Here is a 15,999-nt window from a genome sequence, read left to right on the forward strand (position 1 = left end):
AGCAAAAACAGATTATTGTAGTAGGAGTGTTATGAGATCGCATTCCTTTGCATTTTAAGGAGAATGAAATGGAAAAGATAAATCATTTTTCAATTTACTACATCAACTTTGAAAAAGTATTTGAAATAGCAATGCTTTTAGATAATAAAGAAGTTACTTCTTTAGAAGAAGATACTGGTAAAAGTAATCGGGTGAAGATTGGCGCGAAAATACAAGCAACCTTAAAATTAATCTATTCTGCCTTTGCTGATGGAGAATATGAATATAATAAATCAAGCAATACAAAAAAAATTATAGAAGTGAAATATACCAATGCTATCTTCTTAAAAAGTATTATGGACGAAGTTGCTAACCATCAGACTGATTTAAGTAATAGCAGCGAAGGCCAACTCGTTATTCAAGACGTTAAATTGACGATTGGAAATGAAGAAGAAATGAGACAAATGAAGCTTGTAAAACAAGGATTGTTGGATAAATTTATACACGAAGATATTTCAATTGGTGAATTGCTTAAGACAATCTCAGAAGATTATTCGTACTTGTTAACTTCTAGTGAAAATAATAGAAACGTTTTAATAAAAATTCCTTCCAAATTAGAGAATGAGTTCGAAAACAATTACACTATTGATGACATATTAAATGGCACTACAACAGTGGTTGGCGTATACCGAGGAGTGCGGAACTTGGATAACTTTAAAAGTACTTTTCGGTATTTAACAATGGCGAATCAGGAAGAAAATATAGCAGAAGTTGAAGAAGACATTATCATTGAATCCTCTCCAAGTTCTGAGAGTGAAGCTAGTCAGATGGAAGAAAATGAGTATCATTATTTGGATGTTTTAGCAGTAATCCAAAAGATAAATTTATAGTTCTCTGTGGGGTGTGTTTTTGTCTAGAATTGAAGTATATACATATAAAAAGGCACAATTAATACAATATATTTCTCATAGGGAAAAAGAAGGAGTGAAAGTCTTTACTCTCGCACAAGTTGAAAAAAGGGGAGTGGAGAACTCATTTGATGACTCTTATAATGGTATAGATATTGATTTGACAAGTGCCATAAAGTTACTGATTAATAATGAGTATTCTTTTAAGTATCCATTGGAGAGCATGTTGGAGAATTTAGACGGATTTGACGAAATAAGGTTTATAGTCGATGAGAAATACGAACAAGAATTGCTAATTGAATTTCCTTACTTTTTTTCTGGCAATTTGCCACTAGAAATAGAGTCTGAAGAAGGACCGGTCATGAGTAAGGAAAACAACAGCAATCTAGTCAAAAGAAGAATTGTTGATTTAAATGAAACTGAAATAAAGGCTCTATTTAAACGGATTGAAGATGATCTAGTTGGTCACGAAACATTAAAAATCGATTTAACGAAAAAAATATCAGAGTTCCTTTATTTTTATAAAAAAATTAAAGATCAGCCTATTCTTTCTTTTTTCTTGTTAGGTCCTTCGGGATTAGGAAAAACTGAAATAGCTCGCATAATTCATAATTTTTTAGATGAAGATAGCCCTATAGCTAAAATAAATTTCGGAAATTATTCTAGTGAAAGCTCCTTAGCGAGCCTAATAGGAAGTCCTCCAGGCTTTAAAGATAGTGGAGAAGAAAGTGATCTTATAAAGAAACTCAAAAATAGCAATTCAGGTGTTTTAATTATTGATGAATTTGAAAAGGCTAATAAAAACGTCCATAACTTTTTTTTGCAGCTGTTAGAGGAAGGTAAGTTCGATGATGCTATGGGAGAGATATTTGATTTAAGTGGTTACCTTATAATATTTACTTCTAATCTCAAGAAAAGTGAATTTATGTCTCATATTTCGCCGGAATTAAGATCTAGATTCAATGGCATCTATTTAATGATGGAATTATCGGAAGTAGAAAAGAATGAATATGCTAATAAGGTAATTGATTGGTATTTTAACGAATCCAAAGAAGAAAAAACTACAGAAAAAGTTGAAAGCATTATCAAAAAAGTGGATATAAAAAATGAGAATAATTTAAGAACGATTAAATTCCGACTAAGGTCTGCTTTTTATTTAACTCATAACTAGATATTAAGATTTACAATGAATAAGGACATGCTGTGCATGTCCTTATTCATTGGTATAGAAATGGGGAAATGATCGTCTTGAACAACCGGTTGGTAAACAATATACCTTCGGTAAAGGACCTGAATATGAACTGAAACAGTTAAGTTAAATTGTGCCGTTTTATAAAGTTACATCAATTCCTTCACGCGCTGTCGTTTACGAGTTCGACCGCGCTTCTCTTTTGCCATCCAAGTTAAAATCTGTAAAACTAAATCCGCAATGAATGTCCCTACGCTGACTTTATTTATTTTGTAAATCTATAGATACACGCGGATATTCAATTATCATAGCAATTCCTCATTTCCATTTAAATCCTATATCAATTGTTATATAAGAAAGAATCGTTCAAGTTAATGAACATAGAATAATGAACAGAGTTTTGTAACATCATTTCCATAAAAAAACGTCTTTTTCCAAGAATAATCAGGTGTGTTCAGAAAAGGACGAGTTTTGTTACATCAGCGTTTATCATTGAACGTTCCTGTTGCTTAATCGGCAGTTTAGTGCAATAAGGATTCAAAAATAATAAGCCTACTTTCATATGTGTTGGGTTTCGATAGTCGATGCTATGCCCTGTTAAATTCTTCAAGTGTTTTACCTGTTAATGCTGCATATAAGTTATATCCAGTAAGTTCACTCATTTGCCAAGCCACTTGTGCAGTCGGTGCGTACAATGGACGACCGCCACCCGCAGGAAGGACAACAGAGCTATCACCTACAACGAATACGTCAAGATGAGATGTAGATTGAAGGTACTCATTAACCGTCGCTTTACCACGGTCCACTTCAAGACCTGATTCACCAACGATAGGAAGAGCAGCAACTCCGCCTGTCCAAACGAATGTATTTGCTTCAATACTAGATCCATCTTTCAATGCTTAGTTGGAACCCCGTATGCTGGGAAACTCGCCTGTACGGTGTGAAGTGGGGGAAAAGCTAGAAGGGAGACTTTCACGTTCGGTTATGTGAGAGTCTCAGGGTGAAATCCCCTGGGCCTACTCGACTGTTAACCATTGTCATTCTCGAACAGTTGTCGCGATTGCTGCCGTTGCTTTTGTGCCAAATGAGACACTCCCCAGTCATGCATCAAATCAAGAATCATTTGGAGCGACTCCCCGTATTTGGTCATTGAATATTCAACCTTTGGAGGAACCTGAGGGTAAGTTACCCGCTTGATTATTCCCTCCTCCTCCAACTCTCGCAAGTGGGAGGTGAGCACTTTTTGAGTAACGCTGGGCATTACTTTTCGTAATTCATTAAACCTCATCGTCCCGTTATGAAGCAAATGGAGCATTATGGCGATTTTCCACTTGCCCACAATCATATCCAACGTTGTCGCGACTTTACAATTATCCGGTATTTCATCCATTTTTTTGCTCCTCCAGCCTGTTGACTATCCTATTGTATCGTAATTTCAATTTTAATACGATTCGACTCGATGCGTAAAGGGCATCCAGAAGCTTTGTTAATCCGCAAGGTTACTTTGAAGATACACGGTATTATTATTGTGCCTACTTCCTAAATCATTCGATTCGTTACATAATGAATCCACACCACCTAACACCTATATTAGTTAGTTAATAAATAATTTACGGAAGGAAGATTATGATGACCAATCTAGATGTATTTAGTCGAGGCATAAAAAGTGTCCGCACCACTCAGTTCCAACGAAATAGCGACATTCATACGATGGCGTGGGTAGTTGAACCCGGTCATTGGGAAGAGCATGATCCGTTTCTGCTCATGGCACATGACCATATGCGCAGCGGAGTTTTTGGCATCCATCCTCATCGCGGAATGGAGACGGTCACTTTTTTGATTGACGGCAACCTTAACCATTATGACAGCAAGCATGGAACAGGTGTGCTTCATGCCGGCGACGCGCAATGGATGACTGCGGGCAGAGGCGTTGAACACCTCGAGGACGCGGCAAAGGGCGAGACAGTAAACCTTCTTCAATTGTGGGTGAACATTCCCTCGGGACAGAAGATGTCACCCTCCAGATACCAGGACTTGCGGAAGAGCGATATGCCTGTCATTCATGAAAAAGGGGCTGAAATCCGTCTATTTTCCGGGTCACTCGGCGATAAGGCCTCAGATACATTAAATATTGCTCCTGTTACGATGGCTGAGATCAATATGGAGCCAGGCGCAGCCTTCAAGTATGAAATTCCAGGGTCCTACAACGGGTTTCTGTATATTTTGGAAGGCGAAGGCTCCTTTGGGTCCGATAGTACCGTAGGGAAGCAAGGACAAGTATTATGGATGGGATCTGCGGGAACTGCCGAGCGGAGCGAAATAAAGATCGAAGCACGTAGCGGCATGCGTGTTATGTTGTATGCCGGAGAGCCGATTCGCGAGCCTGTCGTTGCAAGAGGCCCCTTCGTCATGAACACTGAGCAAGAGATTATACAGGCTTATCGCGATTATAGAGATGGTAAATTTTAAATTGAAATTTATAATAACAACCTAAAGGAGATATGAAATTTTCATGAAAAAAAAATATATTCTAATGATAATAGCTTTATTTATTGCATCATTGAACTTGCGTCCGTCAATTAACTCAATCGCACCATTGCTCGAAACGATTAGAACCAGCTTAGGAATGAACGCCTCCGTAGCGAGTTTACTGACCTCTATTCCTGTTCTTTGCATGGGACTTTTCGCTCCTGTAGCCGTAAAGTTCAGCGGAAAATGGGGTATTGAGCGGGTATTGGGATGGTCGCTGCTTGTCATCGGAGTCGGTACTATTCTTAGGTTCTTCACGGATTCAACCTCATTTTTGTTAATTACTGCTTTTATAGCGGGTATTGGGATTGCATTTGCAGGACCGCTTCTTCCCGGATTTATTAAGCGCCACTTTCCTAAGCATGTGCCTTCGATGATTTCGATATACACGGTTGCACTTACTCTGGGGGCAGCACTAAGCTCGAGCTTGATCGTGCCGATGCAGAATAGTATGAACTCTTGGCAGAGCGCTCTTGGGATATGGGGGGTACTTGCATTCGTCGCAGTGCTGTTATGGTGGTTGTTCGTTATGCGGCATATTAGACCGCAAGATAATCTCGCTTCCACAGGCACGAAGACGAGAATGCCATGGACAAATAAGAAAGCGTGGCTTCTTACACTGACGTTCGGCTTGATGGCCATGCTATTCTATTCATTCACAGCTTGGTTGCCAGATATTATTCAAGGGATGGGCTATAGTAAGTCCTACGCTGCAAGCGCGCTTACGATTTTCGTCGTTGTTCAGATTCCGGTAAGCCTTGTTCTGCCGATCTTGCTTCGCAAATTCCCTTCCCGTCGCCTTTGGCTATCGGTTTCAGCGCTGTTGCAACTGGTCGGGCTTGTGATGCTTGCGAGCTCCATTGCACCGTTGGTTGCCACGTTCTTTATTGGTTTAGGCGCCGGCGGATTGTTTTCTCTCAATATACTACTACCTTTGGACGCTACCGAAAATCCTCAGGAAGCGGCTGCTTGGTCTGCCATGACTCAATCAGTAGGCTATGTAATTGGGGCAACCGGCCCCCTTATTCTTGGCTGGATTCACGATGCGACGGATAGCTTCTCAGCTGCAATAGCGGGGCTGATTGTAATTAATGTAGCGATGATGGTCGTGCAGACTGTCGCCACTACCATAAAAAGAAAACAACAATTGGAATAAATTAATCGCAATCATTGAATATTATAAGCCAACCTTATGGGACACAAATTTAGTGTTTTACGAAAAATCAGGTTTTTTCTACTACACTCTACTACAAGAAAATAACACAGCATGTGTTTATAGATGGTCAGTTGATTAAAAAACAATTATTAGAAAAGGATTATGTAATAAAAGAACAGCCTTTACGAATGGCGATCAATTGTGAAATGTTACATTTAAACTAATGCAGAAGTTTAGTGGAAGAAGCATATTAAGACCATTATAAATAAGTTAAAAGAAGAGGAAGCTAACATTTTAATGAATGCTAGCTTCCTTATTTCCTTCATCTTTAGTTAAGTCAGATTTTTTCACATTTTCAATATGTTGTAGATGACTTTTCCCCCATTGGTGTAAAGCTTCCATAAGGGGTTCAATTGTTTTGCCGTATTCAGTAAGCGAATATTCTACTTTCGGTGGGACTTGTGGGTACACAACACGGTTGATTAAATCTTGCTCCTCCAGCTCACGTAGATGAAGTGTCAACATTCTTTGCGTAATGTTAGGCATTCGTTTTCTTAACTCATTAAATCGAAGTGTTCCCTCTGCAAGTAAATGTTGCAGAATAATGGGCTTCCATTTACCAAGAAGTGTATCAAGAGCATTTACTACCTTACATTGTTGTGGTTTAATATTGTCATTCAAATTCTTCACTTCCTTTTAAGTACCTTTTTTATACTAAGGAACATTAATGTGCCTACTTATATTTTATGTATATATATATCATAATTGATTTGTGAAGTAATTTCATTAAATTTATTAAAGGATGTGCAACAAAATGAAAGTAGTAGCAATCGTAGGTAGTGTTCGTAAAGAATCATATAATAATAAATTAGCAAAATTCGTTCAAAAACGCTATGCTGAAAAATTCGATTTAGAAATTTTAGATTTAAGTGTTTTACCACTTTACAATCAAGATATTGAAGAAAATGCACCTCAAGCTGTAGTTGATTTTAAATTAAAGGTAAAAGATGCAGATGCAGTTCTTTGGGTAACACCTGAATATAATGCAACAATTCCTGGTGTATTAGTAAATTCGATTGACTGGTTATCAAGAGTAGATAAAGTAATGATTGGAAAACCATCATGGATTATGGGTGCTTCAATCGGTATGTTAGGAACTGTAAAAGCTCAAGCTCATTTGCGTGACATTTTATTTGCAGGAGGTTTACAATCCCCGGTACTTATTGGAAACGAAGTATATGTCGGTGCGGTTCATACGAAAATGGACGAAGAAGACAATATTACAGATGAAGGAACAGTTGCCTTTTTAGATAATGTTGTTTCTAACTTCAAACAATGGATGAAGCAATTTTCTTAAAGAACGAGCGATAGTTGAACAAGAATTATCAAACTTTATACAAAAAACAATTAAATAGAGAAAATAGAATGCACTCGGTTTTAATCATTGTTTTAAAACCAGTGCTTTTTGTTTGTCTTAATATAAAGAAGAAAGATATGACTTATATCAAACTTTATCCCGAAGCTAATTTGGCATTTAGTTCAAATGGAATAGTTTTTTTAGTGGAACAAAAATAGGCATTGGAATTTTATCTTATGTATATTGATTTCAGTAGCAGGTTGTTTTATAAATGATGACAAATAATCTTATTCCACTAACGGGTGCGTGCGACAAGTTCAATAAGGACCACTAGTTACATAAAAATTGAAATGGCATGTTGATCAATCTGATCAACATGCCATTTTTTTAGTTGAAAAAGGATAAAGGGTTGTAATGTCGAATGTTATAACAAGAAAGAGGTGTGTGCTATGTCGGATAAAACGCAACAAATACAAGCGGTTTATAGCTCCAGTGATGTAGCTATAACTTTAAAGATACAGGAAAGTACCTTAAGAAAATATTGTTTAATCTTAGAAAAAAACGGCTACGAATTTTTGAAAAATGAAAACGGACATCGTGCATTTTTCGATGCGGATAGTATTGTTTTAAAGAAATTTATCGAGCTTAAAAATGGTAGTGATATGACGCTAGAACAAGCAGCAAAGTCAGTCGTGGCGTGGAAAAACGGAACCGATATAACGAAGGGTGACACAGAGGATTCTCGATATGTTGCGCGTTTTAACGACTTATTAGAGGGATTTACATCCTTTAAAGAAAACCAAGAAAAGTTTAATCAGGAGCTTTTAAAACAATTACAACAGCAACAGGAATATATAAGCAATAAATTAGAAGAACGGGATCAGAAGTTGATGCTGGCGTTGAAAGAAACGATGGAAACAAAAAAACAACTTGCAATCGCTTCTGAAGAAGAACTAAAAAAGAAGTGGTGGGAGTTTTGGAAGTAATTTTTATACATGTTTTTATACATTATTAGGTGTTTTGATAGAGGGTAAAATGGCGTTCTATTCAGGATGTATAAAATGCTGTATATCGTATTTGTCGTTTTACAGAGGGAAATGTTGAATTAACGCTTTTTTAGAGAAAATAGTACTTCCACGAACCGGTGTTATGGAAACTAAGTATGTATAAAAAATGTATGTGATTTCGATGTGAATTGAAATTTCTTGTTCAACTAACGGGGCAGGTTTACTTGAAGAAGAACTTAGATCAATTGAGGAAGAATTTTAAGGTGTTGGGAGGGTTTAAGATAGTTAAATTTATTCTAAGAGTGATGATTTTTATTATTGGAGTATTCCTTAGTAGTTACTATTTTGTAGGTATGAGTTTTACAAAGGCGATACAGATGACATTTATAATTACACTTTTTCATCTTCTATTCCTATTTATTGATAGTGGTAAAAAAAATAGAAATAACAAGACTTATTAAATTAACGGGTGCGATTCTTCAATAGAACAGTCGCTATTTCACTAACATCGCAGTTTAGTTTAAGAACTATTTGAGGAATTATGAAAATAGTGAGTAAGGTTATTATTGCGTAACTTGGTAATATGTGTAAACGCCAAATCTAAAAATGGGCTGATTTTATGTTAGTAGATGTTTTTTATTATCTAAAATTTTCAATGGGTGTTTTTATTTTTAGTTTGTTAGTTACATTAATTTTAATATTATTGAAAAAGTCTGTTGTAAGTAGATATACGGTCAGTATGTTGGCATTTGTTTCTTGTATCGTATCGGGGGTAAATATGATTATTTCGGGATATATAGCGGATGAAGTTCCATCTGGCGGAGACCCAATTACCTTCTATATGTTTTTTTGTTGTTCTATTATTAAGTATAGTGAATATTTTTTTAGTCTTTTATAAAAACGAAGGAAAAGTTTGGTAAATAAAATATAGTAGATATTCAACGAAATTTGTGAAAAATTGTACTTAAACTAACGGGTAGCATTAGTTTAGGCTGTTTACGAAGATTGTTGTAATTGATAAAAAATGTATTAATTGAATATTATGATACAAATTATTGTATAGTATGAGTAAGGACATATATTATACGTGTTGACTCTATTGTTAGGAGGTTTTATTAATGTTTAACTTTCCAGAAATATCGATGATTAGATTTCCTAAATTGTTTATTCATTCTATTCTTCTTATGGTTACTCTTACGTTTTTAGCATTTTTTAGTGCAGACATAGTTGGATGGATAATTGGAAGACCTATTGAAAAAAGCACAGGGTACGTAACTTTTATTATGATAATTTGGATTTTCTTTGCTTTACAAAGCGAAAAATATAAAAAAACAGTCTAATGATTGTTCGTGAATCATTTTTAGGCAATGAAAATTAAATGTGTTTATAAAAAGACCTCTCGTTGAGGTCTTTTATTATGAACTCCTAATCGTATCAACCCATTTTCAGAGTGTAATGGATATCATATACATTCCTTATTGAAGTAACTGGTGCGATCCTAGAGGACGGAGAAGCACCTTTTTTTGTTGAATTAATAAATAAGGCATTTTTAGTTTCAATAAGTACATAGGACAATATCAAATTGTGATATCCGTGAAGTGATGAATGACTTAAAGATAGGGGGGAAATTCATATGGGAACTGGAACGGAAAGTCTTCTTTTAAGAAAGTTAACTACAACTTTTGTTACCACAACATTATTTTCACTACTGTTCGTTTTTTACTATTTGAATGGTGGATTTGAATTTGAATACAATCTAGGGAACCAATTCATCATTTGGTTCTTTGTTTATGCCATGTACATTGGCGGGATTATTTTAATCTATGGGAATTTAGTATCTATCGTAATAGAGTCTTTGCAAAAAAGATGGTTTAAGCAATATGATTGGCTATATGTATTAATTCTAGGATTATTTGGATTAGCTAACGGACTATTATTTCAAGATGGAACAGCAGCCTTATATGGAATGTTCGCTGCAATCGTATATGGAGTTTTTGACAAATGGTTATCTAAAAGGAGAATAAAGGGAAAGAGCGTAAAACTGTTTTTAATCATACCAATAGCTATACTTTTAGTAAGTTGGAGCTATTTGCAGTTAACCTCTCCACCTATGCCTCCATTTACTATAGAAGATGCTGTTCATTTTGCAACTTCTGGTGAAGGATCGGTAATAGATGATTTCCCTAAGTCTATTGGGCAATGGGAAGGTACAATTGAAGGTTATCATATTACTAGAGAAACGAGTGCAAAAGAAATTGGAGATGAAGTATATATCGTTACCTTTACGGAATATTGGGAAAGCGGCAGTGAAACGGGTACATGGACATTCTCATATAAAGTTGATAGACAAAGTATGACTGCTATTAGTAACCAAGGTAATATACAGCCGCCGTATGACAGCATGCATTAATGGGTTTTAAGAGTTGTGAATGGATGTACTTAAACTAAAGGATAGCTTTAGCAAAAGATTATGGAATTGCCATAGGAAAGACTTTTTCTTATTGAACTGGCTGTTAGTTCAATAAAAAAAATGCAGTTTTTAATTTGAAGGAGGATGAATATGGATTATAAAGCAAAACATCAACAAGACTTTTTGTTAGCGGGAGTAGTTTTAATGATTATGGTTTTAACATCAGGGTGGGAAAATATTTGGATTCGAGTTTTTGGACTAATCGTATTGATAAAGGCGGCTTTATCCCTTTGTACTAAGTATTTATTCACGATTGAAGAAGACAAATTAATCTATAAAATTTTTCTTTTCAATATAAATATTTATGAAAAGAAAACAAAGAAGTCTAACATTAAGAGAATTATTTTTAAACGTGCTGGTTGGAAAACAAAATTAGCAGTTATTAAGTTAGAAAAAGGTTTTCCAATCAGAATTGCATTATTTACACCAACGACTATTTTCGAAGATTTACTGACGTTTTGTGACAAAAATGATATTCAAGTGGAGAAAACTAAAGATTATAGGATACTCGAAAACATGGCATAGATTATCATCTATTTATTATTCAGGTTCTTCTTGAACTAACGAAGCAGGTTAGCGGAAGAAGGATTACTTCTCGTTTATGAAGAATCTTTTAATTTTCATTTTTCAATGCTATTTTTAAAATAAAAACAGCCTTTTACTTTAAGCAGTTTTTTATCTAAATGTCTTTAAATGAACAGTAAATAATAAATGTTTGCTAATATCAATTACTGAAACTATAATAGTATTTACTGTAACTATTATTGTTACAGTAAATAAGGAATTTGATATTGTTCAAAGGAGAATTATTATGAAAATTGGTATTATAGGTGCTTCTGGTAAAGCTGGGAAAAAAATTGTAGAAGAAGCCACTGCAAGAGGATTAGAAGTTACTGCGATTGTACGAGATGCTACAAAAATTTCAGAATCATTAAATGTGATTGAAAAAAGTATATTAGAGTTAACAAAAGATGATATTAAACCATTTGATGTAATTATAAGCACTTTTGCAGCACCGTTAACGGAAGCTGAACAATATCGAGTGATGGGGAAACATTTAACTGATATTTTTAAAGATGTTACGACGCGCTTAATTGTCATTGGTGGTGCCGGAAGACTTTTTATCGACGATACAAATTCAACACATCTCTTTGATACTCCTGATTTCCCGGGATTTTTAATTCCTTCTTCAAAAAATCAATACCAAAGTTATTTAGATTTAAAAGAATCTACTATTACTTGGACTTACGTATCCCCTGCAGCATTTTTTGATCCAGAAGGAAAGAGAACAGGAAATTATGAAATAGGTAAAGATCACTTAATTTTTAATTCAGTAGGTGAAAGTTATATAAGTTATGCAGATTTAGCCGTGGCGATTGTTGACGAAGCTGTGAATGAAAAACATCTTTGCGCAGCGCTTACGGTTATTGGAGAAAAAGAATAGACATCATTCTTGACAATAAATAGTGAAAATAGTATGGAGGAAGGAAAAAGTGATTAATACCAGATTAGCAATTGGCATACACATATTAGCTTTTGTAGAATGTGTGCCAGAGAAAGATAGTATAAATTCAGAAATAGTTTCAGAAAGTATAGGGACAAATGCTGTTGTAGTTCGTCGTATGTCAAGTGCATTAAAAAAAGCAGGTTTATTAAAATCAGTATCAATAAAAAAAGGGCTTATGTTAGCTAAGAAACCAGAAAACATTACATTATATGAGATATTAAAAGCTGTTGACCCTTCTAATGACCTATTTATTGTCCATCAGAAAGTAAACCCTCAATGCACTTACGGACATTCGATTGTTAAAGTAATTGAAAATGAATTTCGATTTTTACAGTTTGAACTAGAGGAAAATTTAAAGAAAAAAACACTACATGATATTATGAAAAAAGTAGTAAATAATTAATAAATAGTTTTTATGTGTTTTAAAAAAAGAACATTGCTTGTTGCACTAACAGGTGCTTTACTTCAAGAAGGGGTAAAGCATTTTTTCTTATTGAACCTAACGAAGCAGATTAGTTTAAGTGAGTTGTTTAACTTGTGTTCAATAATTGGGTCATTTAATGGAATAAATTAGAGGTTCCCTTCTACTCGACTAGCGGTACAAGGCTGTTATTGAAAGCCTTATTCTTATTCAACTAAAGAAGCAGGTTAGTTCAACAAGAAGTGTTGGTTATTTGCCCATTTAAACAGACATACCCTTAATCAAGAGGTGTTTGTATGAAGAAAAAATTTGTTATTTATATCGTAGGCATTCTCATCCTTTTGTTAGCTTTTTCGTTTTTGTATTTACAGGAATCTAAAGCGGATGGAGAAACTCATATTTTAAATGAGGAGGAACAAAAGGAATTAGTTGAATTCAATGATTCTCTTATTAAAGAGGGAGGATTCTTTTCCTTGGTAGGGGAAGAATTAAGTAAAGTAGGTTACAAATATCAAATTGCGGGAATGATTTATTCAATGAATGATATTAGGATTTATGTAATCGTACCAGATAGCGAAGTAATTACTGATAAAACACAAGAAGAAATAAATAATATATATCAAGAGATGATAAGTAAACACAATCTTAATTGGGAAGCATTTAATATAAAAGTTGTCCATTCTGATGAAATAGAGTAACTAACGGGGCGTTTATCCAAAAGGATTAACGCTTTTTTTGTTGAACTTCTTAAACTAAGAGTTATCATTATTGATTGGGATTCCATTCCAATAAATGTTATTATTTCCTTATTGAACTAACGCAGCATTTACTTGGAGAAGAACTTAGAACAATTGAGGAAGAATTTTAAGGTGTTGGGAGGGTTTAAGATAGTTAATTTTATTCTAAGAGTGATGATTTTTATTATTGGAGTATTTCTTAGTAGTTACTATTTTGTAGGTATGAGTTTTACAAAGGCGATACAGATGACATTCATAATTACTCTTTTTCATCTTCTATTCCTTTTTATTGATAGTGGTAAAAAAAATAGAAATAACAAGACTTATTAAATTAACGGGTGCGATTCTTCAATAGAACAGTCGCTATTTCACTAACGTCGCAGGTTAGTTGAATAGTATTGTTTAACTTGTGTTCAACAATCGGGCAATTTGTGGCATAGAATAAGGGAAGAATCCTTTTCAAAAAAAGATTCTTTTATTTATGACAATATGTAAAAAGTTTTTGACATTTTAATGGTCAGTGATACAATAATAAATGTCAAACACTTTTTACATTTATGAGGAGGAAATAAATTATGGACTGGATTGTTTTAACTGTTCTTTTTATTATCTTAGGGATTAGTGCTATTTTGATTATCAGTACTCTTGTATCTTTACCACAATTGGGTGACGAAAGAAAAAACCTTATCAAAATGAAAGCCCAGTCCTTCACCTTTGCAATAGTAATCGGATACGCGTTAATTGAAATTTTTAAAAAAATATATATAAATATTTGGAAAAATGGTTCGTATGAGGGTATAAATCCAGTTATCTTTCTCATAACGACTTCCATTGTATATTTAAGTTCATTACTATTTTTTAGAAAAAAAAACGGTGGTTAAATGAAAAATCAGATTAAAAAGTTAAGAAAATCAGCTAAATTATCCCAAGAAGAACTGGCTAAAATTTGTAAAGTATCCAGACAAACGATAAATGCAATTGAAAATGATAAATATGACCCTACTCTACAGTTAGCTTTTAATATAGCCTCTGTATTGGACACCACAGTAGATGAGCTGTTTATCGATAAATGAAAAAAACAACAATCGGGTGCTTTACTTCAAGAGGGAGTAAAGCCTTTTTCTTCTTCAACTAAAGGTGCAGTTTAGTTCAATAAAACTGTTACTATTTATGAAAATAAACGTCTATTGTAATAAGAGTAATAAGAGAAAAGAAAAAATAAGTGAGGAGGATCTAAAGTTTTGGATAAGAGAAAAGTAGGAAACATTTTAGGTATTACATCAATATTACCTGTGATAATAAGTATCATTGTTTTCTATGTACGAAGAGGACCAAACACTGATATTTATTTTATTATCAACATTTTTGGCATATTATCAATTATTGGTATTTTATTTGCTATGTTCTCTTGGAAAATGTCTAGACAACTTATTCTTTTAATTGTCGGCTTAATAGGAAATGTATTTGTTTTGGCTGTAGCTTTTCTATTATTATTAGCAATGGGAATTAGCGAACCATAAATCTTATTCAACTAACGGGTGCTTTACTTCAAGAAGGAGTAAAGCAGGTTAGTTGAACATGAAATCAATTGATTATGAGGTTTGGTTTCTGTCAATAAATACAGGTATTTGAATCTTTTTCCAATTAAAAACGTATATATTATAAATTCATTAAGTAGGAGGGATTATATTATGAATGATAATAGTGAAAAATGGAGTATTAAGGAAATAAAAACACGTTATTATGTTTTTGCAGGGTCGGTAATAGGTGCGATTTTAGGATTAGTTGCATATGTAAAAGACTGGTTATAATTCTAGGTGTTGTTCGAAAGATTAATTTACAATCTACTTAAACTAACGGGTGCTTTAGCGGTACAAGGCTGTTATGGAAAGCCTTATTCTTATTCAACTAAAACGCAGGTTAATGGAAGAGTATTGTTTAACTTATATTTAATAATTGGACCAGATTGTTGTATTAACAAATGATAAAAATAAACGAGAAAAGGATGATTATTTATGTTATGGATTGCAACACAAGATGATAAAAGTTTGATAAATGCAAAAGAAATTACAGTAGATGGAAAGAAAATAGAAGGAGTAATTGGTAGTGCTACTATGGATCACTGGAGTAAAATTTTAGGTAAGTACGAATCAAATGAAAGAGCATTAGAAATTCTTGATGAAATATTTACGAAAATTGAAGAAAGCAATGGTTTTTCTGTTACATATACTATGCCTAAAAAGTAAGTACCAACCTTTACAATAATCGGTTGCGAATGTGGTGTAAATGTCGCTTTCTTCTTAAAGTAACGTGTGCTTTACTTCAAGAAGAAGTGCTTTTTTTATTAAAGTAGGAACAAAAGAAATAAATGAAAAAGATTATATTATTAATGTAGGGAGACGATTTTTTGGTTAATATATTGGAAAACTTATTTCAAGTATCGGCAATAATACTACTCCTATGTTCATTCTATTATTTTAAACATTTTAAGAAAATTAAGAGGGAAAGAAAGTTATCTTTACCTGAACTTTCAATTTATGTCATAACTCAAATTGCAATTTATCTTTGTGCAGGTAGTTATCTACTTCTGTTTTTGGATAGGAATTTTGGATAAAAATTATTAAACTAACGGGTGCTTTAGTTAGTGCGAAACGTTCCTGGCTCAAATGAAATGTGGTCACACAATTTCGGTAAAGGTCAGGCAGTTTCATGTTTCTAGAAATTGAAGGGTTATATCGA

At 33.9% G+C, this 15,999-nt stretch carries 19 protein-coding genes and 1 pseudogene; 16 read left to right on the plus strand and 4 right to left on the minus strand.

Annotated features, from left to right (window positions below):
* Positions 1 to 68: 68 nt before the first annotated feature.
* Positions 69 to 869 carry a hypothetical protein gene (locus C7437_RS15295; RefSeq protein ID WP_111440880.1) on the plus strand — a complete coding sequence of 267 codons (801 nt, stop codon included), beginning with the start codon at positions 69 to 71 and terminating at the stop codon, positions 867 to 869.
* 19 nt (positions 870 to 888) lie between these two features.
* Entirely contained in the window at positions 889 to 2,058 is a 1,170-nt protein-coding gene (locus C7437_RS15300) for an AAA family ATPase (protein WP_111440881.1), read from the plus strand.
* 617 nt (positions 2,059 to 2,675) lie between these two features.
* Here C7437_RS15300 and C7437_RS15310 read toward each other — a convergent pair.
* Together C7437_RS15310 and C7437_RS15315 are read right to left on the minus strand one after the other, a co-directional pair.
* A pseudogene (locus C7437_RS15310) lies at positions 2,676 to 2,972 on the minus strand (FAD-dependent oxidoreductase); the annotation flags it as partial.
* Between the two features lie 131 nt (positions 2,973 to 3,103).
* Positions 3,104 to 3,466: a winged helix-turn-helix transcriptional regulator gene (locus C7437_RS15315; protein ID WP_111440883.1), complete on the minus strand. Its 363-nt coding sequence runs from the start codon at positions 3,464 to 3,466 to the stop codon at positions 3,104 to 3,106.
* Positions 3,467 to 3,705: 239 nt separating this feature from the next.
* Here C7437_RS15315 and C7437_RS15320 point away from each other — a divergent pair, with 239 nt between their 5' ends.
* Positions 3,706 to 4,545 (plus strand): pirin family protein, encoded by an 840-nt coding sequence (locus tag C7437_RS15320; RefSeq protein WP_111440884.1) that lies wholly within the window; start codon positions 3,706 to 3,708, stop codon positions 4,543 to 4,545.
* A 43-nt stretch (positions 4,546 to 4,588) separates the two neighbouring features.
* Complete coding sequence (locus C7437_RS15325) at positions 4,589 to 5,761, plus strand: MFS transporter (protein ID WP_111440885.1); 1,173 nt, start codon at positions 4,589 to 4,591, stop codon at positions 5,759 to 5,761.
* Positions 5,762 to 6,055: 294 nt separating this feature from the next.
* Here C7437_RS15325 and C7437_RS15330 read toward each other — a convergent pair whose 3' ends face one another.
* A complete protein-coding gene (locus C7437_RS15330; protein WP_211310037.1) occupies positions 6,056 to 6,442 on the minus strand; it encodes a winged helix-turn-helix transcriptional regulator in 387 nt (128 codons plus the stop codon).
* Positions 6,443 to 6,575: 133 nt separating this feature from the next.
* Here C7437_RS15330 and C7437_RS15335 point away from each other — a divergent pair, with 133 nt between their 5' ends.
* From C7437_RS15335 to C7437_RS15400, 12 genes are all read left to right on the plus strand, one after another.
* Entirely contained in the window at positions 6,576 to 7,118 is a 543-nt protein-coding gene (locus C7437_RS15335) for an NADPH-dependent FMN reductase (protein ID WP_111440886.1), read from the plus strand.
* Positions 7,119 to 7,567: 449 nt separating this feature from the next.
* The gene (locus tag C7437_RS15340; protein WP_111440887.1) at positions 7,568 to 8,104 is read left to right on the plus strand and encodes a DUF3967 domain-containing protein; all 537 of its coding nucleotides are present in this window, start codon (positions 7,568 to 7,570) and stop codon (positions 8,102 to 8,104) included.
* A gap of 1,139 nt (positions 8,105 to 9,243) precedes the next feature.
* Positions 9,244 to 9,465 carry a hypothetical protein gene (locus C7437_RS15350; RefSeq protein WP_111440889.1) on the plus strand — a complete coding sequence of 74 codons (222 nt, stop codon included), beginning with the start codon at positions 9,244 to 9,246 and terminating at the stop codon, positions 9,463 to 9,465.
* A gap of 293 nt (positions 9,466 to 9,758) precedes the next feature.
* Positions 9,759 to 10,535 carry a hypothetical protein gene (locus C7437_RS15355; protein ID WP_111440890.1) on the plus strand — a complete coding sequence of 259 codons (777 nt, stop codon included), beginning with the start codon at positions 9,759 to 9,761 and terminating at the stop codon, positions 10,533 to 10,535.
* Positions 10,536 to 10,685: 150 nt separating this feature from the next.
* Positions 10,686 to 11,120: a diguanylate cyclase gene (locus tag C7437_RS15360; RefSeq protein WP_111440891.1), complete on the plus strand. Its 435-nt coding sequence runs from the start codon at positions 10,686 to 10,688 to the stop codon at positions 11,118 to 11,120.
* 286 nt (positions 11,121 to 11,406) lie between these two features.
* Positions 11,407 to 12,039 carry an NAD(P)-dependent oxidoreductase gene (locus C7437_RS15365; protein WP_111440892.1) on the plus strand — a complete coding sequence of 211 codons (633 nt, stop codon included), beginning with the start codon at positions 11,407 to 11,409 and terminating at the stop codon, positions 12,037 to 12,039.
* Between the two features lie 49 nt (positions 12,040 to 12,088).
* On the plus strand, positions 12,089 to 12,505 hold the full coding sequence (locus C7437_RS15370) for an Rrf2 family transcriptional regulator (protein ID WP_170122391.1): 417 nt from the start codon (positions 12,089 to 12,091) through the stop codon (positions 12,503 to 12,505).
* A gap of 314 nt (positions 12,506 to 12,819) precedes the next feature.
* On the plus strand, positions 12,820 to 13,221 hold the full coding sequence (locus C7437_RS15375) for a hypothetical protein (RefSeq protein ID WP_111440894.1): 402 nt from the start codon (positions 12,820 to 12,822) through the stop codon (positions 13,219 to 13,221).
* 614 nt (positions 13,222 to 13,835) lie between these two features.
* Entirely contained in the window at positions 13,836 to 14,141 is a 306-nt protein-coding gene (locus C7437_RS15385; protein ID WP_111440896.1) for a DUF2178 domain-containing protein, read from the plus strand.
* Positions 14,142 to 14,333 (plus strand): helix-turn-helix transcriptional regulator, encoded by a 192-nt coding sequence (locus tag C7437_RS15390; protein ID WP_111440897.1) that lies wholly within the window; start codon positions 14,142 to 14,144, stop codon positions 14,331 to 14,333.
* A gap of 168 nt (positions 14,334 to 14,501) precedes the next feature.
* Positions 14,502 to 14,780, plus strand: coding sequence for a hypothetical protein (locus tag C7437_RS15395; protein WP_111440898.1), 279 nt, complete (start codon positions 14,502 to 14,504; stop codon positions 14,778 to 14,780).
* 495 nt (positions 14,781 to 15,275) lie between these two features.
* The gene (locus C7437_RS15400) at positions 15,276 to 15,506 is read left to right on the plus strand and encodes a hypothetical protein (protein WP_111440899.1); all 231 of its coding nucleotides are present in this window, start codon (positions 15,276 to 15,278) and stop codon (positions 15,504 to 15,506) included.
* 294 nt (positions 15,507 to 15,800) lie between these two features.
* On the opposite strand, the gene C7437_RS17090 is transcribed toward C7437_RS15400, so the two are convergent.
* Positions 15,801 to 15,999 (minus strand): hypothetical protein (locus C7437_RS17090; protein WP_211310038.1); only part of this gene is annotated, 199 nt, incomplete at its 5' end.

The sequence above is a fragment of the Psychrobacillus insolitus genome (assembly GCF_003254155.1).
Classification (GTDB): Bacteria; Bacillota; Bacilli; order Bacillales_A; family Planococcaceae; genus Psychrobacillus; species Psychrobacillus insolitus.

What these genes read in the sequence shown, in the direction of transcription:
- C7437_RS15295 (WP_111440880.1), top strand. Translation starts at nt 69, where the DNA reads ATGGAAAAGATAAATCATTTTTCAATTTACTACATCAACTTTGAAAAA.
- C7437_RS15315 (WP_111440883.1), bottom strand. Translation starts at nt 3,466, where the DNA reads ATGGATGAAATACCGGATAATTGTAAAGTCGCGACAACGTTGGATATG.
- C7437_RS15320 (WP_111440884.1), top strand. Translation starts at nt 3,706, where the DNA reads ATGACCAATCTAGATGTATTTAGTCGAGGCATAAAAAGTGTCCGCACC.
- C7437_RS15325 (WP_111440885.1), top strand. Translation starts at nt 4,589, where the DNA reads ATGAAAAAAAAATATATTCTAATGATAATAGCTTTATTTATTGCATCA.
- C7437_RS15335 (WP_111440886.1), top strand. Translation starts at nt 6,576, where the DNA reads ATGAAAGTAGTAGCAATCGTAGGTAGTGTTCGTAAAGAATCATATAAT.
- C7437_RS15340 (WP_111440887.1), top strand. Translation starts at nt 7,568, where the DNA reads ATGTCGGATAAAACGCAACAAATACAAGCGGTTTATAGCTCCAGTGAT.
- C7437_RS15350 (WP_111440889.1), top strand. Translation starts at nt 9,244, where the DNA reads ATGTTTAACTTTCCAGAAATATCGATGATTAGATTTCCTAAATTGTTT.
- C7437_RS15355 (WP_111440890.1), top strand. Translation starts at nt 9,759, where the DNA reads ATGGGAACTGGAACGGAAAGTCTTCTTTTAAGAAAGTTAACTACAACT.
- C7437_RS15360 (WP_111440891.1), top strand. Translation starts at nt 10,686, where the DNA reads ATGGATTATAAAGCAAAACATCAACAAGACTTTTTGTTAGCGGGAGTA.
- C7437_RS15365 (WP_111440892.1), top strand. Translation starts at nt 11,407, where the DNA reads ATGAAAATTGGTATTATAGGTGCTTCTGGTAAAGCTGGGAAAAAAATT.
- C7437_RS15375 (WP_111440894.1), top strand. Translation starts at nt 12,820, where the DNA reads ATGAAGAAAAAATTTGTTATTTATATCGTAGGCATTCTCATCCTTTTG.
- C7437_RS15385 (WP_111440896.1), top strand. Translation starts at nt 13,836, where the DNA reads ATGGACTGGATTGTTTTAACTGTTCTTTTTATTATCTTAGGGATTAGT.
- C7437_RS15390 (WP_111440897.1), top strand. Translation starts at nt 14,142, where the DNA reads ATGAAAAATCAGATTAAAAAGTTAAGAAAATCAGCTAAATTATCCCAA.
- C7437_RS15400 (WP_111440899.1), top strand. Translation starts at nt 15,276, where the DNA reads ATGTTATGGATTGCAACACAAGATGATAAAAGTTTGATAAATGCAAAA.